Annotated in this window: 26 protein-coding genes; 7 read left to right on the top strand and 19 right to left on the bottom strand. The window is 72.5% G+C overall.

The window, feature by feature from the left end:
• Positions 1–6: 6 nt before the first annotated feature.
• Together ACFYYN_RS11470 and ACFYYN_RS11465 are read right to left on the bottom strand one after the other, a co-directional pair.
• Positions 7–1,272 carry an MFS transporter gene (locus tag ACFYYN_RS11470; RefSeq protein ID WP_500545564.1) on the bottom strand — a complete coding sequence of 422 codons (1,266 nt, stop codon included), beginning with the start codon at positions 1,270–1,272 and terminating at the stop codon, positions 7–9.
• A gap of 20 nt (positions 1,273–1,292) precedes the next feature.
• Positions 1,293–1,904: a winged helix-turn-helix domain-containing protein gene (locus ACFYYN_RS11465; protein ID WP_500545563.1), complete on the bottom strand. Its 612-nt coding sequence runs from the start codon at positions 1,902–1,904 to the stop codon at positions 1,293–1,295.
• 83 nt (positions 1,905–1,987) lie between these two features.
• Here ACFYYN_RS11465 and ACFYYN_RS11460 point away from each other — a divergent pair, with 83 nt between their 5' ends.
• Together ACFYYN_RS11460 and ACFYYN_RS11455 are read left to right on the top strand one after the other, a co-directional pair.
• On the top strand, positions 1,988–2,491 hold the full coding sequence (locus tag ACFYYN_RS11460; RefSeq protein WP_500330547.1) for an NUDIX hydrolase: 504 nt from the start codon (positions 1,988–1,990) through the stop codon (positions 2,489–2,491).
• A gap of 3 nt (positions 2,492–2,494) precedes the next feature.
• Positions 2,495–3,697, top strand: coding sequence for an MFS transporter (locus tag ACFYYN_RS11455; protein WP_500545562.1), 1,203 nt, complete (start codon positions 2,495–2,497; stop codon positions 3,695–3,697).
• Here the strand turns inward: ACFYYN_RS11455 and hisF are convergent.
• The 8 genes from hisF to hisD are packed head-to-tail and all read right to left on the bottom strand — an operon-like array spanning position 3,694 to position 9,440.
• The gene (gene hisF, locus ACFYYN_RS11450; RefSeq protein WP_500333195.1) at positions 3,694–4,458 is read right to left on the bottom strand and encodes an imidazole glycerol phosphate synthase subunit HisF; all 765 of its coding nucleotides are present in this window, start codon (positions 4,456–4,458) and stop codon (positions 3,694–3,696) included. The two genes, ACFYYN_RS11455 and hisF, sit on opposite strands and share 4 nt — an antisense overlap.
• Before the next feature lie 5 nt (positions 4,459–4,463).
• Complete coding sequence (locus tag ACFYYN_RS11445; protein WP_499511321.1) at positions 4,464–4,862, bottom strand: RidA family protein; 399 nt, start codon at positions 4,860–4,862, stop codon at positions 4,464–4,466.
• Positions 4,859–5,593, bottom strand: coding sequence for a bifunctional 1-(5-phosphoribosyl)-5-((5-phosphoribosylamino)methylideneamino)imidazole-4-carboxamide isomerase/phosphoribosylanthranilate isomerase PriA (gene priA, locus ACFYYN_RS11440; RefSeq protein ID WP_500330543.1), 735 nt, complete (start codon positions 5,591–5,593; stop codon positions 4,859–4,861). The genes ACFYYN_RS11445 and priA overlap by 4 nt, the downstream gene beginning before the upstream one ends.
• Positions 5,594–5,606: 13 nt before the next feature.
• On the bottom strand, positions 5,607–6,257 hold the full coding sequence (hisH, locus tag ACFYYN_RS11435; protein WP_499511323.1) for an imidazole glycerol phosphate synthase subunit HisH: 651 nt from the start codon (positions 6,255–6,257) through the stop codon (positions 5,607–5,609).
• Between the two features lie 13 nt (positions 6,258–6,270).
• On the bottom strand, positions 6,271–6,423 hold the full coding sequence (locus ACFYYN_RS11430) for a CG2302 family histidine operon protein (protein ID WP_499511324.1): 153 nt from the start codon (positions 6,421–6,423) through the stop codon (positions 6,271–6,273).
• Positions 6,423–7,016, bottom strand: coding sequence for an imidazoleglycerol-phosphate dehydratase HisB (gene hisB, locus ACFYYN_RS11425; RefSeq protein ID WP_319661088.1), 594 nt, complete (start codon positions 7,014–7,016; stop codon positions 6,423–6,425). Before hisB ends, ACFYYN_RS11430 begins: the two co-directional genes overlap by 1 nt.
• Positions 7,017–7,020: 4 nt before the next feature.
• Positions 7,021–8,121, bottom strand: a complete 1,101-nt coding sequence (locus ACFYYN_RS11420; protein ID WP_500545561.1) for a histidinol-phosphate transaminase — start codon at positions 8,119–8,121, stop codon at positions 7,021–7,023.
• A complete protein-coding gene (hisD, locus tag ACFYYN_RS11415; RefSeq protein ID WP_500545560.1) occupies positions 8,118–9,440 on the bottom strand; it encodes a histidinol dehydrogenase in 1,323 nt (440 codons plus the stop codon). Before hisD ends, ACFYYN_RS11420 begins: the two co-directional genes overlap by 4 nt.
• A 130-nt stretch (positions 9,441–9,570) precedes the next feature.
• Here hisD and ACFYYN_RS11410 point away from each other — a divergent pair, with 130 nt between their 5' ends.
• From ACFYYN_RS11410 to ACFYYN_RS11395, 4 genes are all read left to right on the top strand, one after another.
• Positions 9,571–11,142: an oxidoreductase gene (locus ACFYYN_RS11410; RefSeq protein WP_500330536.1), complete on the top strand. Its 1,572-nt coding sequence runs from the start codon at positions 9,571–9,573 to the stop codon at positions 11,140–11,142.
• Between the two features lie 144 nt (positions 11,143–11,286).
• A complete protein-coding gene (locus ACFYYN_RS11405) occupies positions 11,287–11,994 on the top strand; it encodes an LON peptidase substrate-binding domain-containing protein (RefSeq protein WP_500330535.1) in 708 nt (235 codons plus the stop codon).
• 17 nt (positions 11,995–12,011) lie between these two features.
• The gene (gene ybaK / locus ACFYYN_RS11400) at positions 12,012–12,512 is read left to right on the top strand and encodes a Cys-tRNA(Pro) deacylase (protein WP_500330533.1); all 501 of its coding nucleotides are present in this window, start codon (positions 12,012–12,014) and stop codon (positions 12,510–12,512) included.
• 66 nt (positions 12,513–12,578) lie between these two features.
• Entirely contained in the window at positions 12,579–12,653 is a 75-nt protein-coding gene (locus ACFYYN_RS11395) for a 50S ribosomal protein bL37 (RefSeq protein ID WP_488180945.1), read from the top strand.
• Between the two features lie 15 nt (positions 12,654–12,668).
• Here ACFYYN_RS11395 and ACFYYN_RS11390 read toward each other — a convergent pair whose 3' ends face one another.
• The 4 genes from ACFYYN_RS11390 to ACFYYN_RS11375 all read right to left on the bottom strand — a co-directional run bounded on the left by ACFYYN_RS11390 (position 12,669) and on the right by ACFYYN_RS11375 (position 16,586).
• Positions 12,669–13,277 carry an ABC transporter permease gene (locus ACFYYN_RS11390; RefSeq protein ID WP_500330532.1) on the bottom strand — a complete coding sequence of 203 codons (609 nt, stop codon included), beginning with the start codon at positions 13,275–13,277 and terminating at the stop codon, positions 12,669–12,671.
• Positions 13,278–13,344: 67 nt separating this feature from the next.
• On the bottom strand, positions 13,345–14,061 hold the full coding sequence (locus ACFYYN_RS11385; protein WP_500330585.1) for an ABC transporter permease: 717 nt from the start codon (positions 14,059–14,061) through the stop codon (positions 13,345–13,347).
• Between the two features lie 202 nt (positions 14,062–14,263).
• Positions 14,264–15,283 (bottom strand): ABC transporter ATP-binding protein, encoded by a 1,020-nt coding sequence (locus tag ACFYYN_RS11380; protein WP_500545558.1) that lies wholly within the window; start codon positions 15,281–15,283, stop codon positions 14,264–14,266.
• A 55-nt stretch (positions 15,284–15,338) separates the two neighbouring features.
• The gene (locus ACFYYN_RS11375) at positions 15,339–16,586 is read right to left on the bottom strand and encodes an NYN domain-containing protein (protein WP_500545557.1); all 1,248 of its coding nucleotides are present in this window, start codon (positions 16,584–16,586) and stop codon (positions 15,339–15,341) included.
• A gap of 204 nt (positions 16,587–16,790) precedes the next feature.
• Between ACFYYN_RS11375 and ACFYYN_RS11370 the strand changes: the two genes are divergently transcribed.
• The gene (locus ACFYYN_RS11370) at positions 16,791–16,964 is read left to right on the top strand and encodes a hypothetical protein (RefSeq protein WP_499511332.1); all 174 of its coding nucleotides are present in this window, start codon (positions 16,791–16,793) and stop codon (positions 16,962–16,964) included.
• 92 nt (positions 16,965–17,056) lie between these two features.
• Here ACFYYN_RS11370 and dnaE read toward each other — a convergent pair whose 3' ends face one another.
• The 5 genes from dnaE to ACFYYN_RS11345 form a co-directional block, all read right to left on the bottom strand.
• Positions 17,057–20,635 (bottom strand): DNA polymerase III subunit alpha, encoded by a 3,579-nt coding sequence (gene dnaE, locus ACFYYN_RS11365; protein ID WP_500545556.1) that lies wholly within the window; start codon positions 20,633–20,635, stop codon positions 17,057–17,059.
• Positions 20,636–20,760: 125 nt separating this feature from the next.
• Positions 20,761–21,735: a zinc metalloprotease gene (locus ACFYYN_RS11360; RefSeq protein WP_500545555.1), complete on the bottom strand. Its 975-nt coding sequence runs from the start codon at positions 21,733–21,735 to the stop codon at positions 20,761–20,763.
• A 289-nt stretch (positions 21,736–22,024) separates the two neighbouring features.
• On the bottom strand, positions 22,025–23,689 hold the full coding sequence (locus ACFYYN_RS11355; protein ID WP_500545554.1) for an alkaline phosphatase D family protein: 1,665 nt from the start codon (positions 23,687–23,689) through the stop codon (positions 22,025–22,027).
• Between the two features lie 127 nt (positions 23,690–23,816).
• A complete protein-coding gene (locus ACFYYN_RS11350) occupies positions 23,817–24,623 on the bottom strand; it encodes a thioredoxin domain-containing protein (protein WP_499511336.1) in 807 nt (268 codons plus the stop codon).
• Positions 24,624–24,676: 53 nt separating this feature from the next.
• Positions 24,677–25,324: a hypothetical protein gene (locus ACFYYN_RS11345; protein ID WP_500330523.1), complete on the bottom strand. Its 648-nt coding sequence runs from the start codon at positions 25,322–25,324 to the stop codon at positions 24,677–24,679.
• Between the last annotated feature and the right edge of the window lie 24 nt (positions 25,325–25,348).

Here is a 25,348-nt window from a genome sequence, read left to right as displayed (position 1 = left end):
GTCCTGCTACCCGGGGCGGCGGGCGAGTTCCGCCCGCCGCAGCGCCGGCGCGGCGAGTCCCGCAACGGCCCCCGCGGCCGCGACCGCCGCACTGACGACGAACACCGGCTGCGGACCCCAGGCGCCGATGGCGGCCCCGGTGAGCGGGTAGCTCATCGGGGCGACGCCGAGCGAGAACAGCGCGGCCACCGAGCTGACCCGGCCGAGGTAGGCGGGTTCGGTGAGGGTCTGCAGCAGGGCTCCGCACAGTGCCCCGCTCAGTCCTGCCACGAGGCCGATCACGACGGCCACGGCGACCGCCCCCGGCAGCGCGGGGACGAAGGCGAAGGCGGCCACCGCGACCGCCCCCAGCCCCAGGCAGCAGGCCTGGGCCAGCCCGGCGCGCGGCAGCCGGCCGCGCACCGTCAGCAGCAGTGAAGCGGCGCCCGCGCCGGCGCCGAAGCCGCTGACGATCCAGCCGAGCCCGGCAGCGCCCCAGCCCCGGTCGGCGGCGACCAGCACGAGGCCGATGTTGAACGGCCCGGTGAATCCGAGCTCGCCGACCGCGATGACGACCATGAGCGCGGTGAGCGCGCGCCGTCCCCGGATGTGGCGCAGGCCGTCCACCAGCTCCCGCCACGGGGTGCCGTCCGCCTGTGCGGCACCGTCGTCGGGCGGCAGCGGGGCCACGCGGACGGCGAGCAGCAGCACGAGCGAGACCGCGAACAGCACGCCCGCGACGGCGAACGCGGTGGGGGCGCCCCCGGTCGCGACGGCCGTGCCGCCGAGCGACGCGCCGGCCACGTTGCCGACCCGCATCGCGATGCCCTTCATCCCGTGCAGGCGGCCCAGTTGGTCCGGGCCGGTGATGCGCGGCGGCAGGGCGCCGACGGCGGGCAGGAACACCGCGTCCACGGCGCCGAAGAGCACCGCGACGACGGCCAGCGCCCACAGCCCGGGGGTGGTGAGGGCGAGCAGCGCGGCCGCCGCGAACATCACCGCGCACCGGGTCAGATCACTGCCGATGACGATGCGTCGCGGCCCGAACCGGTCGGCCAGCACTCCCCCGCCGAGCATCAGCACCGCGCGCGGCACGGCGCCGGCCGCGAGGACCAGGCCGGCCCGCCCGGGGTCGCCGGCGCGGGTGGCGGCCCAGGACAGGGCGAGGAACCACACGGCATCGCCGACGAGAGAGGCGGTGAAGGCGGCGAGCCAGCGCAGGACGTTGGCGTCCCGGTGGGCGGGGGCACGGGAAAGGGACAGGGACGGTGCGGCGGTGGCGGGCGCCGTCATGCGGTCGCCTCCTTCGGGGTTCACGGCCGGTGGGGGAATCCGTACAGGTGCACCGCGACGTGCTCACGGCCCTCGGTGTCGCCCGCCTCCTCGGCGGCGCGCCCGCGGTCGACCCAGCGCATGACCAGCTCGCCCAGCTCATCGCCGAACCGGCGCATCTCCTGCGCGGTGAGCCGGGGCATGTACTCGGAGCTGAAGGACGCGTCGGTCCACTCCTTGTCCCAGGCGAACTGCTGGTCGAGGTAGGCGGCGTAGCGCGCGTAGCGGGTGGCGAGGAGCTGCCGGGTCACCTCGCCCATGACGGCGGCGCCCTCGGGGCGGTCGGCGAAGTCCGAGGTGCGGAAGGTGAATCCGCGCTCGGAGCTGACCTTCCACCACCGTTCGCGGCCGTCCGAGCTCTGCCCGGGGGCCTCGGTGATGAAGCCGTGCGCGGCGAGCTTGCGCAGGTGGTAACTGACCAGCGACACCGCCTCGTCGACCTGGTCGGCCAGCTGGGAGGCGGTCGCGGTGCGGGCGGTGAACAGGGCGCGGTAGAGCTCGATGCGCAGCGGGTGCGTGAAGACCTTGAGCGCGTCGAGGTCGGTGATCCTGCGGGGGTCTGCGGAGTTCTCCCCCGCCTCTTCCTCGGGCATACCCGGGAGGCTAGATAGGAAAGGAAATTTGTGCAACAGAAATTGCGCAACTGATCCTGCGCATCGGGCTACGCTCTGCGGCCATGGACGCGAACCAGGGTGGGACGGGCACGGACGTAGGGTCGGCGGGGCCCGGGATACCGGTGCCGCGCCCGGGCGAGACCTGGGCCGTCGGGGCGGTGGTCCTCGACACGGACGGCAGGGCCTTCGCCCAGCGCCGCTCCCCCGGCCGCAGGCTCTTCCCGGACTGCTGGGACATCGTCGGCGGCCATGTGGAGCCCGGCGAGACCCTCCTGGCGGCCCTCGCCCGCGAGGTGGAGGAAGAGACCGGCTGGCGGCTGCGCGCCGTGCGGCGGCTGATCGGGGTGTCCACCTGGGAGGGCGACGACGGCCAAGGCCTGCGCCATGAGGCGGACTTCGTGGTCGACGTCGACGGGGACCTCGCGCGTCCGCGCCTGGAGCCGGGCAAGCACACGGAGTACGGCTGGTTCGGCCCGGAGGACCTCGAACGGCTGAAGGAGAACCGGGCGTCCGGTGAGACCCTGGTGCACGACGTGATCGCCGCAGCGCTCGACCTCCGTGGGTGACGTGTGCCGTACCTGAAGCTGCTCCGCCGGCCCCATGTGGGCCGGTTGCTGTCCGGTTCGCTCGTCGGACGGCTGCCGACCGCCATGGCGGCCCTGGCCATCGCGCTGGCGCTGCGCGCGGCCGGCGCCGACTACCGGCTGGTCGGCGCCGCCGGGGGCGTCTACGCGGTGTCCGGAGCGATCGGCGGGCCGCTGCTCGGACGGTGGGCGGACCGGCTGGGCCAGCCGCGCGTGCTGATCGTCTCGGCGCTGGTCTCGGCCGGCGGCTTCGCCGCGCTGGCCGCCGCACCGGGCAGCACGGCGGTGGCCGTGCTCGGCCCGGCCGTCGCCGGAGCCGCCTCGCCGCCGCTGGAGCCGTGCCTGCGCGCGCTCTGGCCGGACCTCGTCGAGCCGGACGAACTGGAGTCGGCGTACGCGGTGGACGCCGGCGCGCAGGAGCTGGTCTTCATCGCCGGCCCGCTCCTGGTCGGCGGGCTGGCGGTGCTCGGCCCGGCCCGGCTGGCGCTGCTGGCCGCGGCCGTCCTCGGGGTGGTGGGCGCGCTCTCCGTCGCGACCTCAGCGCCCTCCCGCGCCTGGGCCTCCGCCGCCCGTTCCGTCGACTGGCTGGGTCCGCTGCGCAACCGGGCCCTGGTGGTGCTGCTGTGCGCGCTGGCCGGATGCGGCTGGGCCCTGGGCACGTTCAACGTCTTCGCCGTCGCCTACGCCGAGCGCCACCCGCTGCCCGGCGGCGCGGGCACCCTGCTGGCGCTGAACTCCACCGGCGCCCTGATCGGCGCCCTGCTGACCGCCGTCCTGCCCTGGCGGGCGGACCCGGCCACCAAGGCGGCCGTCACCGCCGCCGGGATGGCCGTCACTTTCTGGCCCTTCGCCCTGGTCCCCGGCCCGCTGCCGATGGTGGTCGCCGCCCTGCTGAGCGGGGTGTTCTTCGCGCCGCTGCTCACCGTGGTCTTCGGGCTCACCGGCGAACTCGCCCCGGCGGGCACCGTCACCGAGGCCTTCGCCTGGCTGGTCACCCTGGTCACCACCGGCATCGCGGGCGGCTCAGCCGTCAGCGGACTGATCCTCGCCGACGGCTCCCTCCCCGCGGCCGCCGTCAGCGCCGCGAGCGGCGTCACCCTCACCGCCCTCACCCTCGCCGCCGCGCGGCCCCTCCTGGCCCGCGACCGCGTCGCCGTCCGGGCCGCGGGCCGGAACGGGCCGGCCTAGCGCACCGGGTGCCCGGCGTCCCGCAGGGTCCGCTTGACCTCGCCGATGCGCAGGTCGCCGAAGTGGAAGACGGAGGCGGCCAGGACGGCGTCGGCGCCGGCGGCGACGGCCGGGGGGAAGTCGGTGAGGCGGCCCGCGCCGCCGGAGGCGATGACGGGGACGGTGACGTGCTTGCGGACGGCGGCGATCATCTCCGTGTCGTAGCCGTCCTTGGTGCCGTCGGCGTCCATCGAGTTGAGCAGGATCTCGCCGGCGCCCAGCTCGGCCGCGCGGTGCGCCCACTCCACGGCGTCGATGCCGGTGCCCTGGCGGCCGCCGTGCGTGGTCACCTCGTAGCCGGACGGCGTCCCGGCGTCGGTGCGGCGGGCGTCCACGGACAGCACCAGCACCTGGCGGCCGAACCGCTCGGCGATCTCGCGCAGCAGCTCGGGCCGGGCGATCGCGGCGGTGTTGACGCCGACCTTGTCGGCCCCGGCACGCAGCAGCTTGTCGACGTCCTCGGCGGACCGCACGCCGCCGCCGACGGTGAGCGGGATGAAGACCTGCTCGGCGGTGCGCCGCACCACGTCGTAGGTCGTCTCGCGGTTGCCGGAGGAGGCCGTGATGTCGAGGAAGGTCAGCTCGTCGGCGCCCTCGGCGTCGTACAGCTTGGCCATCTCGACGGGGTCGCCGGCGTCCCGCAGGTTCCGGAAGTTGACGCCCTTGACGACCCGGCCGTTGTCCACGTCCAGGCAGGGGATGACTCGGACCGCCAGGGTCATGGTGCTCAAGCTCCTCGGAATGCTTCCAGTTCGACTTCGACCAGGACCCGGGAGTCCACGAAACCGGAGACGACGACCACCGTCGCGGTGGGTCGCACGGCGTCGAAGAACTCCTTGTGGGCCCGGCCCACCGCGTCCACGTCGCGGGTGTGGGTGAGGTACATGCGGGTGCGGACGACCGATTCGGCGCCGAGGCCGAACTCCTCCAGCACGCCGAGCGCGTTGGTGAACGCCGTCTTGGCCTGCTCGTACGGGTCGCCCTCGCCGTACAGCATGGTGCCGACGAACGGCATCGTGCCGCCGACGAGGACCCGGTCCCCCGCCGCGACGCCACGTGCGAAACCGAACTGCTCCTCCCAGGGGCTGTCGCTCTGCACACGCCGTACGGCAGGGGTTTGGGTCATCGCGACACAGCCTCCAGAGCCTCTTCCAAGGTGAACGCCTTGGCGTACAGGGCCTTACCCACGATGGCGCCTTCGACGCCCTCCGGGACCAGAGTCGCCAGGACGCGCAGGTCGTCGAGAGAGGAGACACCGCCGGAGGCGACCACCGGCCGGTCGGTCGCGGCGCACACGTTCCTGAGCAGTTCGACGTTGGGGCCCTGGAGGGTGCCGTCCTTGTTGATGTCGGTGACGACGTAGCGGGCGCAGCCCTCGGAGTCCAGGCGGGCCAGCGTCTCGTAGAGGTCGCCGCCGTCGCGGGTCCAGCCGCGGCCGCGCAGGGTGGTGCCGCGGACGTCCAGGCCGACCGCGATCCGGTCGCCGTGCTCGGCGATGACCTTGGCGACCCACTCCGGGGTCTCCAGGGCAGCGGTGCCGAGGTTGACCCGGGTGCAGCCGGTGGCGAGCGCCGCGGCCAGCGTCCCGTCGTCGCGGATGCCGCCGGACAGCTCGACCTTGATGTCCATGGAGCGGGCCACCTCGGCGATCTGCTCCCGGTTGTCCCCGGTGCCGAAGGCGGCGTCCAGGTCGACCAGGTGCAGCCATTCGGCACCGGCCTGCTGCCAGGCCAGGGCGGCGGCCATCGGGTCGCCGTAGGACGTCTCGGAGCCGGACTCGCCGTGGACGAGGCGGACGGCCTGGCCGTCGCGGACGTCGACGGCGGGAAGGAGTTCGAGGCGGTGCGTCGTGCTCATGGCGGCGTACGTCCTAGTCCTTGAAGGTGTCGAGCCAGTTGGTCAGCAGCTGGGCGCCGGCGTCGCCGGACTTCTCCGGATGGAACTGGGTGGCCCACAGCGGACCGTTCTCCACCGCCGCGACGAAAGGCTCGCCGTGCGTGGCCCAGGTGACCTTCGGGACCCGGATACCGGGGTTGGCGGTCTCCAGCTCCCAGCTGCGCACCGCGTAGGAGTGCACGAAGTAGAAGCGGGCGTCGGCGTCCAGGCCGGCGAACAGCCGGGAGTCCTCGGGCGCCTTGACGGTGTTCCAGCCCATGTGCGGCACGACCGGTGCGCGCAGCGGCTCCACGGTGCCGGGCCACTCCTCGCAGCCCTCCGTGGTGACGCCGTGCTCGACGCCCCTCTCGAAGAGGATCTGCATGCCGACGCAGATGCCCATCACGGGCCTGCCGCCCGACAGCCGGCGGCCGATGATCCACTCACCGCGCACCGCCTTCAGCCCGGCCATGCAGGCGGCGAAGGCGCCGACGCCGGGGACGAGCAGCCCGTCGGCGTTCATGGCCCTGTCGAAGTCGGCGGTGATCTCCACGTCCGCGCCCACCCGGGCGAGCGCGCGCTCGGCGGAACGGACGTTGCCGAAGCCGTAGTCGAGGACCACGACCTTCTTGGCGGCCTTGCTCATCTGCCGGAACCCCCTACAGCCGCAGCAGGCCGGCCGCCAGCGACATGGCCGAGCCGACACCGAGCAGCACGACGATGCTCTTGGGCATCTTCTGCTTCCAGAAGGAGTACACCCCACCGGCCAGGAAGAGGCCGAGCAGGATGAAGAGAACGGCCGGCTTGCTCATCAGAGGGCGCCCTTCGTCGACGGGAGGATGCCCGCGGCGCGCGGGTCGCGCTCGGAGGCGTAGCGCAGGGCCCGGGCCAGCGCCTTGAACTGGCACTCCACGATGTGGTGGGCGTTGCGCCCGTACGGGACGTGGACGTGCAGCGCGATCTGCGCCTGGGCGACGAAGGACTCCAGGATGTGCCGGGTCATCGTCGTGTCGTAGGAGCCGATCATCGGCGCCATGTTCTCGGGTTCGGTGTGCACCAGGTACGGGCGGCCCGACAGGTCGACGGTGACCTGGGCGAGGGACTCGTCCAGCGGCACGGTGCAGTTGCCGAAGCGGTAGATGCCCACCTTGTCGCCGAGCGCCTGCTTGAAGGCGGCGCCCAGCGCGAGGGCGGTGTCCTCGATGGTGTGGTGGGTGTCGATGTGCAGGTCGCCCTCGGTCTTGACCGTGAGGTCGAAGAGGCCGTGGCGGCCGAGCTGGTCGAGCATGTGGTCGTAGAAGCCGACTCCGGTGGAGATCTCGGTCCTGCCGGTGCCGTCGAGGTCGAGCTCGACGACGACGGACGTCTCCTTGGTCGTGCGCTCCACGCGGCCGACGCGGGTCATGTGGTTACTGCTCCTTCTTCAGCTCGCGTACCGCTTCGAGGAACGCGTCGTTCTCGGCCGGGGTGCCCGCGGTGACCCGCAGCCAGCCCGGTACGCCGTTGTCGCGGACGAGCACGCCGCGGTCGAGGATCGCCTGCCAGGCGCGGTGGCTGTCCTCGAAGCGGCCGAACTGGACGAAGTTGGCGTCGGAGTCGGTGACCTCGCAGCCGATCGCCCGCAGCTCGCCGACCAGGCGGTCCCGCTCGGCCTTCAGCTGCTCGACGTACCCCAGCAGCGTATCGGTGTGCTCCAGGGCGGCCAGCGCGGTGGCCTGGGTGACGGCGGACAGGTGGTACGGCAGCCGCACCAGCTGGACGGCGTCCACCACCGCCGGGTCGGCGGCGAGGTAGCCCAGCCGCAGGCCGGCGGCGCCGAAGGCCTTGGACATGGTGCGGCTGACCACCATGTTGGGGCGGCCCTCGATCAGCGGCAGCAGGGACGGACCGTGGCTGAACTCGCCGTACGCCTCGTCGACCACCACCAGCGCGGGCCGGGCCGCCTGGGCCGCCTCGTACAGCGCCACCACGGTGTCGGCGGCGACGGCGGTGCCGGTCGGGTTGTTGGGCGAGGTGATGAAGACCACGTTCGGCCGCTGCTCGGCGATGACCCGCGCGGCGGCGGCCACGTCGATGGTGAAGTCCTCGCGGCGCGGGCCGGAGATCCAGCCGGTGCCGGTGCCGCGGGAGATGAGCCCGTGCATGGAGTACGAGGGCTCGAAGCCGATCGCGGTGCGCCCGGGGCCGCCGAAGGTCTGCAGCAGTTGCTGGATGACCTCGTTGGAGCCGTTGGCGGCCCACACGTTGGCGAGTCCCACCTCGTGGCCCGCGGTGCGGGTCAGGTACCCGGCCAGTTCGGTGCGGAGCTCGACCGCGTCCCGGTCGGGGTAGCGGTTGAGGTCGCGGGCGGCCTCGCGGACCCGCTCGGCGATCCGCTCGACCAGCGCCTCGGGCAGCGGGTACGGGTTCTCGTTGGTGTTCAGGCGTACGGGGACGTCGAGTTGCGGGGCGCCGTAGGGGGACTTGCCGCGCAGCTCGTCCCGGATGGGCAGGTCGTCGATGCCGGTCACGGACCCGGTACCGTCCAATCGAATCGGGCGCGGACCGCGGCGCCGTGCGCGGGCAGGTCCTCGGCGTCGGCCAGGGTCACCACGTGCGCGGCGATCCCGGCGAGCGCCTCGCGGGTGTAGTCCACGACGTGGATGCCGCGCAGGAAGGACTGCACGGACAGGCCCGAGGAGTGGCAGGCGCAGCCGCCGGTGGGCAGGACGTGGTTGGAGCCGGCCGCGTAGTCGCCGAGCGAGACGGGCGCGTACGCGCCGACGAAGACCGCGCCCGCGTTGCGCACCCGGGCGGCGACGGCGGCGGCGTCCGCGGTCTGGATCTCCAGGTGCTCGGCCGCGTAGGCGTCCACCACCTGCAGGCCCTGCTCGATCCCGTCGACCAGGACGATGCCGGACTGGCGGCCGGACAGCGCGGGGGCGATCCGGTCCTCGACGTGCTTGGTCGCCGCGACCTGGGTCTCCAGCTCCTTCTCCACCGCCTCGGCGAGGTCCACGGAGTCGGTGACCAGGACGGCGGCGGCCAGCGGGTCGTGCTCGGCCTGGCTGATCAGGTCTGCGGCGACGTGCACCGGGTCGGCGGTGGCGTCGGCGAGGATGGCGATCTCGGTCGGGCCGGCCTCCGCGTCGATGCCGATGCGGCCCTTGAGCAGGCGCTTGGCGGCGGCGACCCAGATGTTGCCGGGGCCGGTGACCATGTTCACCGGACGGCACTCCTCGGTGCCGTAAGCGAACATCGCGACGGCCTGGGCGCCGCCCGCGGCGTACACCTCGTCCACGCCGAGCAGCGCGCACGCGGCGAGGATCGTCGGGTGCGGGAGCCCGCCGAACTCCTTCTGCGGGGGCGAGGCGACGGCCATCGAGCCGACCTCCGCCTCCTGCGCGGGCACCACGTTCATCACCACGGAGGACGGGTAGACCGAGCGGCCGCCGGGCACGTACAGGCCCACGCGCTCCACCGGCACCCAGCGCTCGGTGACCGTGCCGCCCGGCACGACCTGCGTGGTGTGGTCGGTGCGGCGCTGCTCGCCGTGGACGAGCCGGGCACGGCGGACCGACTCCTCCAGCGCGGCCCGCACCTTCGGGTCCAGCTCCGCCAGGGCCCGGGTCAGCGCCTCGGCCGGAACGCGCACCTGGTCGATGGTGACGCCGTCGAACTTCTCCGCGTAGTCGATCAGTGCCGCGGTGCCACGATGCTTCACGTCCTCGCAGATCGGGCGCACCTTCTCCAGTGCGGCCTCGACGTCGAGCTCGGCACGGGGCAGCAGGTCGCGGTCGACGCCGTCCGCCGGGAAGGCGTCGCCGCGCAGATCGATTCGGGAGATCACCCTCCCAAGTGTAGAGAACCGCCCTCACGGCCTTCGTCGAGTATCAGTCCGTGATACGCGTACGGGCCCCGTCCCATGATCTCCCCGGCTAGCGTTTCCGTCGTCGTCGCCAGCCACGGGAGGGAAACCGGTGACCGAGCCGTCGGACGTCGCGCCGCCGCACGACTGGAGCGCTGTGGAGCAGGGCCTGTGGGAGGCCTTCCGCCGGGGAGAGCTGTACGACCTGCGCACCGGCATCCCGGAGCGGGACGACCCGGCCGCCGACCGCTTCTGGGGACCGGACCGCACGGTGCGGGCCGAGGTGATCGCCAAGCTGCTGCTCGACGGGCCGCAGGCCGCCTCGGGGCGCGTGTCGTGCGTGAAGCTGTCCGGGGCCCAGATCAGCGGTCAGCTCAACCTCTCGGGCGGCACGGTGGTGCCGTACGTGGAGCTGCACGACTGCCGCTTCGAGCAACAGGTGCTGCTCGCGGAGTGCAGCTTCACGACCCTGCGCATGGTGCGCTGCGCCATACCGCGGCTGGAGGCGGCCCGTCTGCACACTTCGGGGGACCTGCACCTGCCGCAGTGCACGATCGAGGGCGGGATACGGCTCACCGACGCCCACATCGGCACGGACCTGCTGCTCAACCAGATCACCCTGCGCAAGGACCGGCACGGCCGGGCGCTGGCGGCCGACGGGCTCAGCGTCGCCCAGGACGTCGAGGCCGAGCTGATCGAGGCGACCGGCGAGATCAGCCTGCGCAGCGCCCGCATCGGCGGCCGGCTGAGCCTGCGCGGCAGCCGGCTGCACAACCCGTACGGGCGCTACGCGCTCAACGCGGCCCGGGTCACCGTCGAGCACACCCTCTACCTGAGCGCGGGCTACGTCGGCACCGGCGGATCCGGCGGCGGCACCCCGCCGCTGGGCGTGCGCACCCGGCGCTTCAGCTCGGACGGCGGGGTGCGGCTGGACGACGGCCGGTTCGGCAACGCGGTGATCATCCACCAGGCGCGGTTCCGGCTCACCGGCGGCCAGCAGCTGTCACTGCGCCGGATCCAGACGCCCGAGCTGCGGCTCACCCTCGACCAGCCGCCGACCGGGACGATCTCGCTGGCCGGCGCGCGGGTGGGCAACCTCACGGACAGCCGTACCTGCTGGCCCGACGCCGGCGGTCTCGACCTGACCGGCTTCGCCTACGGCTCCCTCAGCCCCGAGGGCGCCTTCCCGCTGCGCGCCCGGATCGCCTGGCTGGCCGCGGCCACCCCTGAGTACAGCCCCGAGCCGTACGAGCACCTGTCGGCCGCCCTGCGCGCGAGCGGCGAGGACGCCGACGCCCGCGAGGTGCTGCTGGCCAAGCAACGCCGGCGCCGCGAGACCCTCCCCCTGGCGGGCAAGCTCTGGGGCTACCTGCAGGACGTGACCGTCGGCTACGGCTACCGCCCGGGCCGCGCCGCCATATGGATGGCGCTGCTCTGGGCCTTCGGCGCGGTCTTCTTCACCGCGCACGGCAGGCCCGATCCCGTCGACGGCGGCGCCTTCCCCCACTGGAACCCCTCCCTGTTCGCCCTCGACCTGCTCCTGCCGGTCATCAACCTCGGGCAGGACAACGCCTGGCGCCTGACCGGCAACGCCCAATGGGCCGCCGCGGTCCTCAGCATGCTCGGCTGGATCCTCGCCACCACGGTCGCCGCCGGCGCCTCCCGCCTGCTGCGCCGCGGCTGACGCCGCCGCGGGCCTGCGGGCCCGGCGAGCCGGTGCGCCCGGTGAGCGGCGATGGCCGCATACGGGTCTTCCGGGGCGAAAACGGGTGGTGCGGGATGAGGACGACGATGGGGGTGAACGCCGCAGGCCCTAGGATTGCTGACCGTGACCGCTCGCCTTCCGCTCTTCCCGCTCGGCTCCGTCCTCTTCCCGGGGCTCGTGCTGCCGCTGAACGTCTTCGAGGAGCGCTACCGCGCGCTCTTCCGCGACCTGCTGGCCCTGCCGGAGGACGCGCCGCGCACCTTCGGCGTCGTGGCGATCCGGGACGGCCACGAGGTCGCCCCCGCCGGGGCGGAGGAGGCCGCCGCCGGGTACGCGCCGGACCTGTCCGGGGCGCTGTACGCGCTGGGCTGCACCGCGGACGCGGCGACGATCGGGGAGCGCGAGGACGGCGGCTTCGACGTCGTGGCGACCGGTACCACGCGCTTCCGGTTGCTGTCGGTGGACGCCTCAGGGCCGTACCTGGTCGGAGAGGTCGAGGCGGTCCCGGAGGAGCCCGGCACCGGGTCGGGGGCGCTGGCGGCCGACGTGGCGCGGGCCTTCCGCACCTACCAGAAGCGGCTGGCCGGGGCGCGGGAGCGGAGCCTGGCGGGGAGCCAGGAGCTGCCGGACGACCCGACCGTGCTGTCGTACCTGGTGGCGGCCGCGACCGTCGCCGAGACCCCGGAGAAGCAGGCCCTGCTGGAGGCCCCGGACACCGCGGCCCGGCTGGAGCGGGAACTGCGGCTGCTGCGCCGCGAGGCGGCCGTCATCAACAAGCTCGGTACCCTGCCCGCCGTGGACCTGACCCGGCAGGTCCCGAGCCCGAACTGACGTATCCTCACAGCGCCATGGCCAAGAAGAAGCAGTCATCCTCCGGCGGCACGCCCGCCACCGTCGCCCTGGAGAAGGCGGGTGCCGCCTTCACCGTGCACGCGTACGCCCATGACCCCGCCTCGGAGCTCGGCTACGGGGAGGAGGCCGCGCAGGCGCTGGGCACCTCCCCCGACCGGGTGTTCAAGACCCTCGTCGCCGACGTGGACGGGGCGCTGACCGTCGCCGTCGTCCCCGTCGCGGGCTCACTGGACCTCAAGGCGCTGGCCTCCGCGGCCGGCGGGAAGCGCGCCGGTATGGCCGATCCGGCCGCCGCCGAGCGGACCACCGGATACGTCAGGGGCGGCATCTCCCCGCTGGGGCAGCGCAAGCGGCTGCGCACCGTCGTGGACGCCTCCGCGCTGGAGCACCCCACGGTCTTCGTCTCGGCGGGCAAGCGCGGCCTGGAGGTCGAGCTGGCGCCGCAGGACCTGGTGCGGCTCACGGACGCGGTCGTCGCGCCGATCGGTCGCGCCTGACCCCTGGACGGCGAGCCCGTACGGGCGCACTCTGCCGGGAAGCACACCCGGTCCAGGGGAGGCCCGATGTCCAAGCGCACCCGCAAGCGCAAGTGGCGGATCAAGAAGCGCAACGCCAACCACGGCAGGCGCCCGGCGTGACCTGCGGGCCGCGGGTCACGCGCCCGGGGGCGGCGGCGTCCACTGCACGGTGGGGGGCTGCTCGTCGCGCGGGCCGAAACCCGTGGTGAGCAGCAGATGGGTGAGGACGGCCCCTACGGGCCAGGCCAGGAGCGCGCCCTTGGCCTGCAGTGCGAGGGGGCCGTCGAACACCTTCTTCGCGCCGACCGCCCTGGCGTGCGCGATCAGGTCGCTGGTGGGGCCGAGCCAGGTGCCCAGCCGCCAGGCCAGCAGGGAGCCCAGTACCGCGCCCACCGCCATGCCGAGGACGACGCCGACGCCTCCGCGCCGGTTGCGCCAGAAGACGACGGCCCCGGTCAGCACCCCGATGCCGAGCCCGAGCAGCACGAAGACGCCGTCGGCGCCGATCGCCTGCTCCCCCTCGGTGTCCTTGAGGTAGACCGCCTTGCCGTCGGAGACCAGCGGGATCCGCGGCGCGAGCCACAACCACAGCAGGCCGAGGACCACGCCCGCCACGGCCACGAGCACCGCGGTCAGCGCGCCGCTCTTGAGCTCCCGGACGGGATCCATGCGGCTCTCCTGCTGCGGGAACGGCGGCAGCGGCGCGGGCGGCCATTGATCATGGGGGGTCAGGGGTGCGGTCACCCTGCCATCGTGCCAGGTCCTTCCGTGGCACGCGGCACCGGCACCTCACCGGCACCACACCCACGGGTCACCGGCAGGCCGCCCGGCGGTAGGCCCAGGTGGCCACGGCCAGCGACACCAGGCCCACGGCCGCGCACACCGACAGGTCGGTGGTGATCGCCAGCCAGTCGGGGTGGGCGTCGAAGCTGCGGATGAAGGCCTCCACGCCGTAGGTGGAGGGCAGCAGGTCCCGTACGTAGCCGATGGGCCGGGGGAGGTTGCCGGCCGGCAGCACTCCCAGCAGCAGCGCCGCGGACATGCCGAGCTGACCGGCGAGGGTGGCCAGTTCCTGGCGCGGCGCGAACAGCCCGAGCGCCGCGCCCAGCCCGGACAGCGCGGCCCCCGCCAGCGGGATGACCGCGGCGAGGATCCACAGGTGGGCGAACGGCAGCTGGAACAGCGCACAGCCGATGCCCGCCGTCACGAGCGTCCCGGGCACGGTGAAGGACGCGTACGCGCCCGCCACGCCCAGCACCACGGCGGCCGGTGGCACCGGAAGGGTGGCGTAGTGGTCGAGCCCGCCGGAGGCGCGCAGCTGCCCGAAGTACTGGGCCAGCAGGTTCAGCGCCACGAAGGCGACGACCAGCACGCTCGACCCGGCGACCACCGCACGCGCGGCCGGGCCGCCGTCGACGACGCCACGCATCATGATCATGATGCCGACCGACTGGAAGGTCGCCACGAACAGCAGCGGGATCCGGGCGACCTTCGCCCGGGACAGCTGCGCCCGGTACACCGCCGCCATCGCCGGCAGCAGCCGGGCGCGCGGGGCGAGCGTCGCGGCCGCCTCGCCGAGGGGGGCGGCGGGCGCCGCCGGTGCCGCCGTCCGGGTGTCCGCTCCCGCGGAGATGATCGTCACTCCACGCCGCCCCGCTGCGCGGTGCCGCGCACGTCCAGGTCCACGTTCCGGTCCACGTCCAGGGTCACGTCTTCGCCGTTGCCGCCGTTCACGCCTTGACCAGTCCCTTCCGGCGGCCGCCGAGCGCCAGGTAGACATCCTCCAGGCTCGGCGCCGTCAGGGTGAAATCGTCGAGCGCGCCGAAGGCCGGGCCGCCGGTCAGCTCGGCGACCACGGAACGGGCCCGCTGCTGCGGCAGCCGCAGCGTCCAGCGGCGCCCGGTGACGTGGGCGGCGTCGCGCAGGGCCGCCACGGCGGGCACCGACAGCGGGGGCGCGTCCCGCCACACCAGGTCCAGCCGTACCTCGTCGGCGACGAGTGCCTTCAGCCCGGCCGGGGTGTCGCAGGCGATGACCCGGCCGTCGTCGATGACCGCGACCCGGTCCAGTACGGTCTCCGCCTCGATCACGTTGTGGGTGACCAGCAGCACGGTGGTGCCGCGTTCGGCGCGCCGCCGGTCGACCGCCGCCCACACCGCGCGCCGGGCGACCGGGTCCATGGCGGTGGTCGGCTCGTCCAGCACGAGCACCGGCCGCTCGCCCACCAGGGCGGCGGCGAAGCAGGCGAGCCGCCGCTCCCCGCCCGACAGCCTCTTCACCGGCCGTGAGGCCAGGGCCGTCAGGTCCAGCTCCTCCAGGACGGCGTCCCGCTCGGCGCGCGCGGCCCTGGCGTCCAGACCGCGCAGCCGTCCGGTGGTCTCGGCGGCCAGGGCGACGGTCAGCTCGTCCAGCGCGCTCGACTCCTGGCCGAGGTAGCCGACCAGCCGCGCCGCTCGCTCCGGGTGCCGGACGAGGTCGTGCCCGAGGAGCTGGACGGTGCCCGCGTCGGGGCGCAGCAGCCCCGTCAACTGGCGTACCAGGGTGCTCTTCCCGGCACCGTTGGGGCCGAGCAGCCCGAAGATCTCACCGCCCCGGATGTCCAGGTCGATGCCGTCGTTGGCGCGCACCGGGGGGCTCGCGGCGCCGCGCCGCCCCCGCCCGGCCGGATAGCTCTTCACCAGCCCGCGCACGGTCACCACCATCGCCGTCCGCGTGGTGGCGCCCTGTCCCGTGCCCGTACTCACGAGCATCGAGCCTACGCTGCATCCCGGCCGGGACGTGCCGCAGGGTCGGGTCCGGGCGCGCTCACTCCCCCGGAGAGGCCCTCGCGACGACCGCGCGGGCGTCGATCTCGCGCCAGAAGCCCGCCCGGATGGCGTAGCGGTCGTGTTCGTCGATCTGGTCGTCCTTGTGGGCCAGCAGCCCGAACCGGGCGGCGTAGCGCAGCAGCTCGCCGTCGATGCGGTGCGGGACGCGCGGGTACTCGGCGGAGAGCACCTGGAGGTGGGACGTGTCGGTGAGCCGGCCGATCCAGCGGCGGGCGAAGACCTGGCCGACCTCGTACGGGTCGCCGCTGACGGCGGTGATGTCCTCCTCGCGGTCCGCCCAGCGCTGTTCAGGGCTGGTGAGCTGGGCCAGCGTGGGCAGGCCCGCGTCGGCGGCCTCGGCGCCGCCGACCAGCCCGCGGTCGGAGGACCAGCGCAGGGTGGCCCCGGTGGCGGACGGGGAGGCGGGGTGCGGGGAGGAGTGCCCGCGGTGGACGATGCCGGCGACGTCCTTGGGGGTGGGCACCATGCCCTTGCCGGTCGCGGCGCCGGGCGATTGCGGGTTCGGGCGGGTGCCGTTGCGCTCGACGGTGACGACCTGGGGCGCGACGGCGGCCGGCTCCGCGGGCTGGTCCGGCGCGGGCTGCGGCTCGGCGCTGCGGGTGGTCTCGGGCAGCGGCGCGGACAGGATCGCGGCGATCTCGGGCCGCGGGGTGAGGGGCGCGCAGACCCCGGCGGGTTCGCGCACGTGGATGGCCCGGGTGATCCACTCCCGGTCCAGGACGCGCCGCTCGTCGGCCTCGGCGACCAGGTCCTCGGACTGGTTGAAGTCGCCGTCCGCGGCCTGCACGGCCCACAGGTGGACGGCGACGCCGTGCTCCTTCGCCGACATCATGCCGGGCAGGAGGTCGCCGTCGCCGGTGACCAGGACGACGTCGGAGCAGGCGCGGTTGCGGGCCAGCTCCGACAGCTCGGCGTGCATGGCCGCGTCGACGCCCTTCTGCGCCCAGCGGCCGTCGGTCCGGGTCAGCGCGCCCAGGCGGACCGTCACCCGGGGCATCACGCGCAGTCTGCGGTGCTCCGGCTGGGGGACGCGGTCGGGGGCGCCGTCGAACCAGTAGATCCGCAGCAGCGGCTGGCCCGTCTCCTTCTCGGCGCGCTCCCGCAGGCCCGCGACGACCTCGGCGTGGTCGACCGTGATCCTGGACCGTGAGGGCTCTCCGGCGAGGAGGCTCGCGGCAGCCCCGAGCAGGTAGCCGGCATCCACGAGGACGACGCAGCGGTCCATCGGTCTCACCCTCTTCTCCGAAAGTCCTGCCGTCCGTCCCCCCGGTAACACTGTTGCCCCGAGTCTGCCCGAACACCGGGGCGTTGTGACCGGTTACGCGATCACCGGCGCGCCACACTCTGCAACTGCCCGAAATGCGACCTTCGTACTCCCGTGCAAGCCTGAGTGCGGCCCATCATCCGAGATTTCCCCCAAGGAGGAATCGTGGGCAAGAACAAGAACCGGGGCGAACGTACCGGCCAGCACCACGACCGCAGCGCCGCGACCACCGAAGAGCACGCGAAGAGCGCAGGCGGACGCGAGCAGATGGCGATGACGGTCCCGGGCGCCGAACCGCACGTGTCGCAGAAGCGGCAGAAGAAGTTCGGCCACAACTAGCGCGCGAGCGCCGGACACTCACGACCGAGGGTGGCACCCCGTCCGGAAGGGGTGCCACCCTCGGCACGTCCGCCCGCTCGCGCGGGAGGTGATCAGCCCGCCTGCTGCTGGGCGGTGGCGAGACAGGAGGGGCCCAGGAGGGCCTTGAGGTCGCCGAAGAGTGCCGGGTCGGGAGTGACGCGGTGGCGGTCGAGCCGCAGCACCGTCGTCTTGCGGGCGCCCTGCAGCCGCACCCGGACCTCGGTGCTCCCCTTGTGGCTGGCGAGCACCTCGCCGAGGCGGGCGATCAGCGGCGGGGTCACCTTCACCGTCGGGATGGAGATCGTCACCGGCGCGTTGGTCCCGGCGTCGGTGAGGTCGGGGACCATCAGTTCCATGGCCACCAGGCGCGGCACGTCCTCGCGCTTGTCGAGCCGGCCCTTGACGAAGACGACGGCGTCCTCGACGAGCTGGGTCGAGATCAACTGGTACGTGGCCGGGAAGAACATGCAGTCGATGGAGCCGCCGAGGTCCTCGACGGTGGCGATGGCCCAGGCGTTGCCCTGCTTGGTCATCTTGCGCTGCAGACCGGAGATGATGCCGCCGATGGTGACGATCGCGCCGTCGGCGTAGTCGCCGGCCAGGGCCGAGACGGAGGCGTCCGCCTTGTCGTTGAGGACGTGCTCGATGCCGAAGAGCGGGTGGTCGGAGACGTACAGGCCGAGCATCTCGCGCTCCTGCGCGAGGAGGTACGTCTTGTCCCACTCCACGTCGGAGAAGGTGACGTCGAGCCCGAAGCCCGGTTCGTCGCCCCCGGCGTCGTCACCCATGCCGCCGAAGAGGTCGAACTGGCCCTCGGCCTCCTTGCGCTTGACCGCGACCACGTTGTCGATCATCGGCTCGTAGTGCTCGGTGAGGCCCTTGCGGGTGTGGCCCATCTCGTCGTACGCGCCGGCCTTGATCAGGGACTCCACGGTGCGCTTGTTGCAGACCACGGCCTCGACCTTGTCGAGGAAGTCGGGGAAGGAGGTGTACTTCCCCTTGGACTTGCGGCAGCGGATGATCGAGTCCACCACGTTCTGGCCGACGTTGCGGACGGCGGTGAGGCCGAACAGGATGACGTCGTCGCCCTGCGCGGTGAAGTTCGCGTCCGACTCGTTCACGTTCGGCGGGAGCACCTTGATGCCCATGCGGCGGCACTCGTTGAGGTAGATCGCCGACTTGTCCTTGTCGTCGCGCACGGAGGTGAGCAGCGCGGCCATGTACTCGGCCGGGTAGTTGGCCTTGAGGTAGGCCGTCCAGTACGAGACCAGGCCGTAGGCGGCGGAGTGCGCCTTGTTGAAGGCGTAGCCGGCGAACGGCACCAGGACGTCCCACAGCGCCTGGATCGACTGGTCGCTGTAGCCGTTCTTCCGGGCGCCCTCCTGGAAGATGGTGAAGTTCTTCGCCAGCTCCTCGGGCTTCTTCTTGCCCATGACGCGGCGGAGGATGTCGGCCTCGCCCAGGGAGTACCCGGCGATGATCTGGGCGGCCTTCTGCACCTGCTCCTGGTACACGATCAGGCCGTAGGTGACGTCGAGGACCTCCTTGAGGGGGGCCTCGAGCTCCGGGTGGATCGGGGTGATCTCCTGCTGCTTGTTCTTCCGCAGGGCGTAGTTGATGTGCGAGTTCATGCCCATCGGGCCCGGCCGGTAGAGGGCCGAGACGGCGGAGATGTCCTCGAAGTTGTCGGGCTTCATCATGCGCAGCAGGGAGCGCATGGGGCCGCCGTCGAACTGGAAGACACCGAGGGTGTCGCCGCGGGCGAGCAGGTCGAAGGTCTTGGGGTCGTCGAAGGGCAGGGCCAGCAATTCGATGTCGACGCCCTTGTTGGTCTTCACGAGCTTGACGGCGTCGTCCATGATCGTGAGGTTGCGCAGGCCGAGGAAGTCCATCTTCAGCAGGCCGAGCGATTCGCAGCTCGGGTAGTCCCACTGCGTGATGGTGACGCCGTCGGAGTGCCGCACCCAGACCGGGGCGTGGTCCACGATCGGCTCGCTGGACATGATCACACCGGCGGCGTGCACGCCCATCTGCCGGACCAGGCCCTCGACGCCGCGGGCGAGGTCGATGACCTTCTTGGCGTCGGGCTCGTTCTCGTACATCGAGCGGATCTCGCCGGCCTCGCTGTAGCGCGGGTGCGAGGAGTCGGTGATGCCGGAGAGCGGGATGCCCTTGCCGAGGACGTCGGCGGGCATCGCCTTGGTGAGGCGGTCGCCGACGGCGTACGGGTAGCCCAGGACGCGGGCCGAGTCCTTGATCGCGTTCTTGGCCTTGATCGTGCCGTAGGTGCCGATCATGGCGACCTTGTCGGCGCCGTACTTCTCGGTGACGTACCGGATCACCTCGGCGCGCCGGCGCTCGTCGAAGTCGATGTCGACATCGGGCATGGAGACGCGCTCGGGGTTGAGGAAGCGCTCGAAGATCAGGCCGTGGTCGATCGGGTCGAGGTCGGTGATGCCCATCGCGTACGCGACGATCGAGCCGGCCGCCGAACCGCGGCCGGGGCCCACGGCGATGCCGTTGTTCTTGGCCCACATGATGAAGTCGGCGACGACGAGGAAGTAGCCGGGGAACCCCATCTGGATGATGGTGTCCATCTCGTACTCGACCTGCTTGATCCGGTCGTCCGGGATGCCTCCGGGGTAGCGGCGCTGCATGCCGCGCATGGTCTCCTCGCGGAACCAGGTCACCTCGGTGTACCCCTCGGGGACGTCGAAGCGGGGCATCAGGTTCCGCGCCTCGAACATGCCCTCGGTCTCGACCTGCTGCGCGACCAGCAGCGTGGTATTGCGGCAGCCCTCCTGCCAGGCGTCGGAGGAGTCGATGGCGAACATCTCGTCCGTCGTCTTCAGGTAGTAGCCCGTGCCGTCGAAGCGGAAGCGGTCCGGGTCGGAGACGTTCTTGCCGGTCTGGATGCACAGCAGCGCGTCGTGGGCGTCGGCCTCGCTCGCGTAGGTGTAGTGCGAGTCGTTGGTGACGACCGGCGGGATGCCGAGCTTCTTGCCGATCTCCAGCAGCCCGTCGCGGACCCGGCGCTCGATCTCGATGCCGTGGTCCATCAGCTCCAGGAAGTACCGCTCCTTGCCGAAGATGTCCTGGTACTCGGCGGCGGCCTTCACCGCCTCGTCGAACTGGCCGAGGCGGAGCCTGGTCTGCACCTCGCCCGAGGGGCAGCCGGTGGAGGCCATCAGGCCCTCCGACCACTGGGCGATGGTCTCCTTGTCCATGCGCGGGTACTTGGTGAGCCAGCCCTCGGCGTAGGCGTCGGAGGAGAGCCGGAAGAGGTTGTGCAGACCCGTCGCGTTCGCCGCCCAGATCGTCTTGTGCAGGTACGAACCGGAGGCCGAGACGTCGTCCCGCTTCTGGTGCGGCTGGCCCCAGGTGACCTTGCGCTTGTTCCGCCGCGACTCGGGGGCGACGTACGCCTCGATCCCGATGATCGGCGTGATCCCGGCGCCCTTGGCCTGGTGGAAGAAGTCGTACGCCCCGTGCAGGTTGCCGTGGTCGGTCATGGCGATGTGCGTCATGCCCATCTCACCGCACGCCTTGAACATGTCCTTGAGCCGCGCCGCTCCGTCCAGCAGGGAGTACTGGGTGTGGACGTGAAGGTGGGTGAACGGCGTGGTCACGGGAAGCGACACCTCCGGCATCGGTCGTCATCTGGCGGCGTTGGAATCCTACGCCGGGGGTCCGACAGCCGATGCCATTCCCGCCCTCCCCGCCCTCGCCGCCGCGGCCGGCCGGCCCCGTGACCGGCCGGACGCGGACGGTGGCGTCAGCCCGCCCGGTAGGCGGCCCACGAGCTCTTCATGCGGCTCACCTGGCCTGCGGTGAACTGGTACATGCAGGAGTCGTAGGTGTAGTCCATGAAGTTGTGGATGGGGTCCACCCCGCCGGCCGTGCAGGTGTCACGGCCGGTCGGGCAGGCGCTGGCGGCGGTCTTCTCGGCGGGCGTGTCGGAGACGTAGTCGCCGTTGGCGCCGCAGCCGCCCTGGAAGGTGTGGTACAGGCCCATCCAGTGGCCGACCTCGTGGGTGGCGGTGTCGCCCTGGTTGTAGTTGGTGGCGGAGCCGCCGGGGACGGACGCGTCGAGGATGACCACGCCGTCGTCCTCGGGGTCGCCGGCGTACCAGCTCGGGAAGGTGGCCCAGCCGAGCAGGTCGTCCTGGAGGTTGGCCGAGTAGATGTTGAGCGCGCTCGCGCCGCCCTTGCGGAGGCTGGTCTTCATCGAGGTCTCGGCCGAGGAGCCCTCGGTCAGGTTGTACCAGGCGGCCTTGTCGGTGTAGTCCGTCGCGACCAGCGAGAACCGGTAGCCGGAGTCGACGTTGCCGGTGCCCTGGCCGGCGTAGGCCGCGTTGAGCACCGCTATCTGGCCGGCGACGGCGGCGGCGCTGAGCTTGCCGGTGCTGCCGCTGTGGATGACGTGCCAGTAGACCGGGATGGTCGTCGTCGCGGCGGCGGCGACCCGGGAGCCCTTGCCCTCGGCCTTGATGTTCGCGACGCGCTTCCTCAGGTCCGCGTCCATCGCCTTGGCGGTGGCGTCACTGATGGCGTTGGGCTCGTGGGCGGTGGAGCCCTTCATCTTGCGGGCCGCGGCGTCGCCGCCGTCCGCGCACTGCTCCGCGGGGGTCCTCGCGTGCGCGGAGGCGCTGCTCACGGTGGCCGTCGCGCCGGTGAGGGGGAGCAGGGCCAGGGTTCCGGCCACGGCGGCGAGACCGACGAGACGGCGGGAACGGGGGGTGCGTGACATGTGGGGGCACTCCTCGTGGGACGTACGGGAGGAATTTCCTCCTCGCCGCCCGGAGGTTATGTGTCCATGCCAGAAGCGGTGCAGCCCCCTTCCGGCCCATTGGCGGACAGAGGGTAATCCCTAGACAACGAAGGACCCTTGAGGGTCCGTGCCGGCCGGCGTAACACCCACGGAACGCGGGGCGGGCGGTGTGTCCGGATTCGGACCCGGGGGCTCCCCGCCGCCCGCCCCGCGCCGGCCGGTCCCCGCACGGCACGGGGGGTTGGCCGGAAATCGACATTCGGGAGGCTCAGCGTACCGGCGAGTAGACCCGCTCGACCTTCTGCGTGCCCGACAGGGTGCGGTACGAACGCTCCCAGGTCGACGAGGCGTTCGGGTCGGTGCGGTCGGAGAGCGCGTAGTAGTCCATCTGCGCCCGCTCGCCGGTGATGTCCAGCACGCCGTAGCCGTGGGAGTCCATGTCCAGCCACTTCACATGCCGGTTGGCGGCCTTCACGGCGGCCTCGGCGACCGTGGAGACGGTGTCCGGGGCGACCTTGAGGATGTCGTCCAGGTTGTCGGAGGTGACCGAGGTGACCACGAACTCGGTCGCGGCCGAGGCCGACAGCGGGTAGGTCGCCGCCTTCACCGGGACGTCGTTCGCCCACGCCATGTGGATGTCGCCGGTCAGGAACACCGTGTTGCGGATGCCGTTGTCCCGCAGGTGGGCCAGGATCTCGCGGCGGTCGTCGGTGTAGCCGTCCCACTGGTCGACGTTGACCGCCAGGCCTTCTGCGGGCAGGCCGAGCAGCTTCGCCAGCGGCGCCAGCAGGTGGTCCGGCAGCGCGCCGAAGGCGACCGGCGAGATCATCACCGAGTTGCCGATCAGCCGCCAGGTGGTGTCCGAGGCCTTCAGACCGGCCTTCAGCCAGTCCAACTGGGCCCGGCCGGTGATCGTCCGGTCCGGGTCGTCCACCGAGCCGCTGCCGATCGAGGCCTGCTGGGAGCGGAAGGAGCGCAGGTCGAGCAGGGACAGGTCGGCGAGCTTGCCGAAGCGCAGCCGCCGGTAGGTGGTGCCGGCCACCGAGGGACGCACCGGCATCCACTCGAAGTAGGCCTGCTTGGCGGCGGCCACCCGGGCCGTCCAGGCGCCCTCCGCGCCCTCGGTGTGGTTCTCGGCGCCGCCGGACCAGGCGTCGTTGGCGAACTCGTGGTCGTCCCAGATCGCCACGACCGGGGCCACGGCGTGCAGCGCCTGCAGGTCGGTGTCGGTCTTGTAGCGCCCGTGCCGGGTGCGGTAGTCGGCCAGCGTGACGATCTCGTGGGCGGGCGCGTGCGGGCGGACGACGGTGCCGCGGGCGGCGTAGCCCCCGGTGCCGTACTCGTAGATGTAGTCGCCCAGGTGCAGCCAGGCGTCCAGGTCCCCGCGGGCGGCCAGGTGCCGGTAGGAGGAGAAGTACCCGGCCTCCCAGTTGGCGCAGGAGACCACCCCGAAGCGCAGCCGGTCGGCGGCGGCGTTCTCGGCGGGCGCGGTACGGGTGCGGCCGGCCGGCGAGGTCACACCGCCGGCCGTGAAGCGGTACCAGTAGTCCGTGGCGGGCTGCAGTCCGCGCACGTCTGCCTTGACGGTGTGGTCGGAGGTGGCGGTGGTGGTCGCCGTGCCCGTAGCCACGACGGAGGCGAACGCCTTGTCCGTGGCGACGGTCCAGCTCACCTCGGTCGCGGGGCCGAGCCCGGAGCCCGGGACCGCCTCGGGCAGGGGAGTCACGCGCGTCCACAGCAGCACGCCGTCGGGCAGCGGGTCCCCGGAGGCCACGCCGTGCAGGAAGGCGGGGGCCGGGGCGGCGGAGGCGGGGGCGGCGTAGGCCGCCAGCGGTATCAGCGCGGCGCCGGTCACGACGGCGCCGGCCTTGACGACCGAACGACGGCTCGGTGTTCTCGATGAGGTCTGTGAGGGTGCAGAGGTATCGGTCACGGGGCGTCAGATTACGCGCCGGTAACCCCTTTCCGGGACCGAATGCACAAGAGTTCGGGAGGACTTCGCCCTCCGGTCCCCGGCGTGACGCCGGGGACCGGAGGGCGGAACCGGCCACGGGCCGGTGCTACCCCTTGCCGATGATCTGGTCGACCGCGGCCGTGTACTGGTCGGCGGTCATCGCCTGCACGCTGTCGATGGTCTTGTCGTCGAGCTTCACGGTCGGCGTGCCCGTGATGCCGTCGTCGGTGAACTGCTGGTCCATGGTCAGCGCCCACTTGTCGTAGGTGCCGTTGCGGACCGCGTTCTCGAAGGTCTTGTTGCCCTTGAGCGCGTCGACCTTCTGCGCCAGTTCGATCAGCTTGTCGTCGCTGCCGAAGTCGTCCTTGGTCTCCTCGGGGTGGACGTCCTTGGAGTACAGCAGCGTGTGGTACTGGACGAACGCGTCCTTGCTGACGTTCAGGGCGGCGCCCAGCGCGCTCAGCGCGTTCTTCGAACCCTGGCCCTGGGCGAGGCGGTCGTCGAGGAAGGCACCCATGGTGTACGAGATCTTGTACTTGCCGTCCTTGGCGTCCTTCTGGACGGTCTCGCCCGAGGTCTGCTCGAACTGCGCGCACACCGGGCAGCGCAGGTCCTCGTACACCTTCAGCGTGTGCTTGGCGTTCTCGTCGCCGATGACGATCGACGTGCCGTTCTTGCCCGAGGAGTTGGCCGGCTTCACCAGCGGCTTGTCCGCGGCCTTCTCCCAGTAGGTGGGCGCGTTCATCTTGACGACGGCCACGGCTATGCCGGCGCCGAGCGCCAGCACGCCCAGGACGCTGCCGCCGACGACGAGCTGCCGCCGCAGCTTGTCCCGCTTCGCCTGCCGCTCGCGCTCGACGCGCAGCCGCTCACGGGCGGCGTTCTTGGCGGCCTGGCTGTTTCGCTTGCTCATGGTGGTGTGATCTCCGACTCGTGCGTACGCGGGTGAGGGGTGGGGCGCCGTGCTCAGCGGAAGCCGAGACGGGCGGGTGGCCCTCGCCGTACGACGGAGTGCAGGAGCAGGGGCAGGGCCGGGGCGGCGGCCACGGGCCCGGCCGCGCCGGCGCGCGCGGTACCGCGCGGTCCGGCCGTCCGGAAGACGGCCACCGCGACGAGCAGCGGCCGGAAGGCGGCACGCAGCAGGCGGTGTAGGGCGTCCTCACCGCACCGCAGCCACCCGGCGGCGACCAGGCCGACGCAGACGTGCGCCAGGAGCAGCAGCCATGGCGAGGTGCCTGCGCCGGACATCCCCTGCCCCGTGGCGAGCGAGCCGCCGACGTCGCCGCCGTGGCAGGCCAGCGCCTCGTTGATCGAGCGCCACGAGCCGGTGACGGGACCGCCCCCGGGGCCGTAACAGGTGTGCTGGCCCGCGGTGAACAGCGTGTCGAGGGCCAGTTCCAGCGGGACGAGCAGCCCGGCGATCGGCCAGTAGCCGCGCTCCCGGCGGCCGAGCGCGTACGCGACCGCGAAGACGCCCGCGAAGGCCCCCGCCGTGGTCGTCATCGGCAGGGGCTCCCGCGAGAGCATGATGTGGGCGGTCGCGGACAGCGTCACGCACAGCGCGGCGAAGCATCCCGCGCGCAGTGCCCTCAGCCGGGGTCCGGTCCCTTCCATGGCGCAGAGTGTGCCATGCCGGTG

Source organism: Streptomyces sp. NPDC001902 (assembly GCF_042891295.1).
Lineage (GTDB): Bacteria > Actinomycetota > Actinomycetes > Streptomycetales > Streptomycetaceae > Actinacidiphila.
The sequence above is the reverse complement of the archived record's forward strand: the minus strand, read 5'-3'. Positions and strand labels throughout refer to the sequence as shown.

Bases quoted from the DNA above. Each gene is read 5' to 3' on its own strand.
- priA (WP_500330543.1), bottom strand. From the start codon at position 5,593: ATGAGCACGACGCACCGCCTCGAACTCCTTCCCGCCGTCGACGTCCGC.
- ACFYYN_RS11460 (WP_500330547.1), top strand. From the start codon at position 1,988: ATGGACGCGAACCAGGGTGGGACGGGCACGGACGTAGGGTCGGCGGGG.
- ACFYYN_RS11380 (WP_500545558.1), bottom strand. From the start codon at position 15,283: ATGCTCGTGAGTACGGGCACGGGACAGGGCGCCACCACGCGGACGGCG.
- hisB (WP_319661088.1), bottom strand. From the start codon at position 7,016: ATGACCCGCGTCGGCCGCGTGGAGCGCACGACCAAGGAGACGTCCGTC.
- ACFYYN_RS11350 (WP_499511336.1), bottom strand. From the start codon at position 24,623: ATGAGCAAGCGAAACAGCCAGGCCGCCAAGAACGCCGCCCGTGAGCGG.
- ACFYYN_RS11430 (WP_499511324.1), bottom strand. From the start codon at position 6,423: ATGAGCAAGCCGGCCGTTCTCTTCATCCTGCTCGGCCTCTTCCTGGCC.
- ybaK (WP_500330533.1), top strand. From the start codon at position 12,012: ATGGCCAAGAAGAAGCAGTCATCCTCCGGCGGCACGCCCGCCACCGTC.
- ACFYYN_RS11465 (WP_500545563.1), bottom strand. From the start codon at position 1,904: ATGCCCGAGGAAGAGGCGGGGGAGAACTCCGCAGACCCCCGCAGGATC.
- hisH (WP_499511323.1), bottom strand. From the start codon at position 6,257: ATGAGCAAGGCCGCCAAGAAGGTCGTGGTCCTCGACTACGGCTTCGGC.
- ACFYYN_RS11445 (WP_499511321.1), bottom strand. From the start codon at position 4,862: ATGACCCAAACCCCTGCCGTACGGCGTGTGCAGAGCGACAGCCCCTGG.
- ACFYYN_RS11360 (WP_500545555.1), bottom strand. From the start codon at position 21,735: ATGTCACGCACCCCCCGTTCCCGCCGTCTCGTCGGTCTCGCCGCCGTG.
- ACFYYN_RS11345 (WP_500330523.1), bottom strand. From the start codon at position 25,324: ATGGAAGGGACCGGACCCCGGCTGAGGGCACTGCGCGCGGGATGCTTC.
- dnaE (WP_500545556.1), bottom strand. From the start codon at position 20,635: ATGCCGGAGGTGTCGCTTCCCGTGACCACGCCGTTCACCCACCTTCAC.
- ACFYYN_RS11385 (WP_500330585.1), bottom strand. From the start codon at position 14,061: ATGGCGGCGGTGTACCGGGCGCAGCTGTCCCGGGCGAAGGTCGCCCGG.
- ACFYYN_RS11470 (WP_500545564.1), bottom strand. From the start codon at position 1,272: ATGACGGCGCCCGCCACCGCCGCACCGTCCCTGTCCCTTTCCCGTGCC.
- hisF (WP_500333195.1), bottom strand. From the start codon at position 4,458: ATGACCCTGGCGGTCCGAGTCATCCCCTGCCTGGACGTGGACAACGGC.
- ACFYYN_RS11375 (WP_500545557.1), bottom strand. From the start codon at position 16,586: ATGGACCGCTGCGTCGTCCTCGTGGATGCCGGCTACCTGCTCGGGGCT.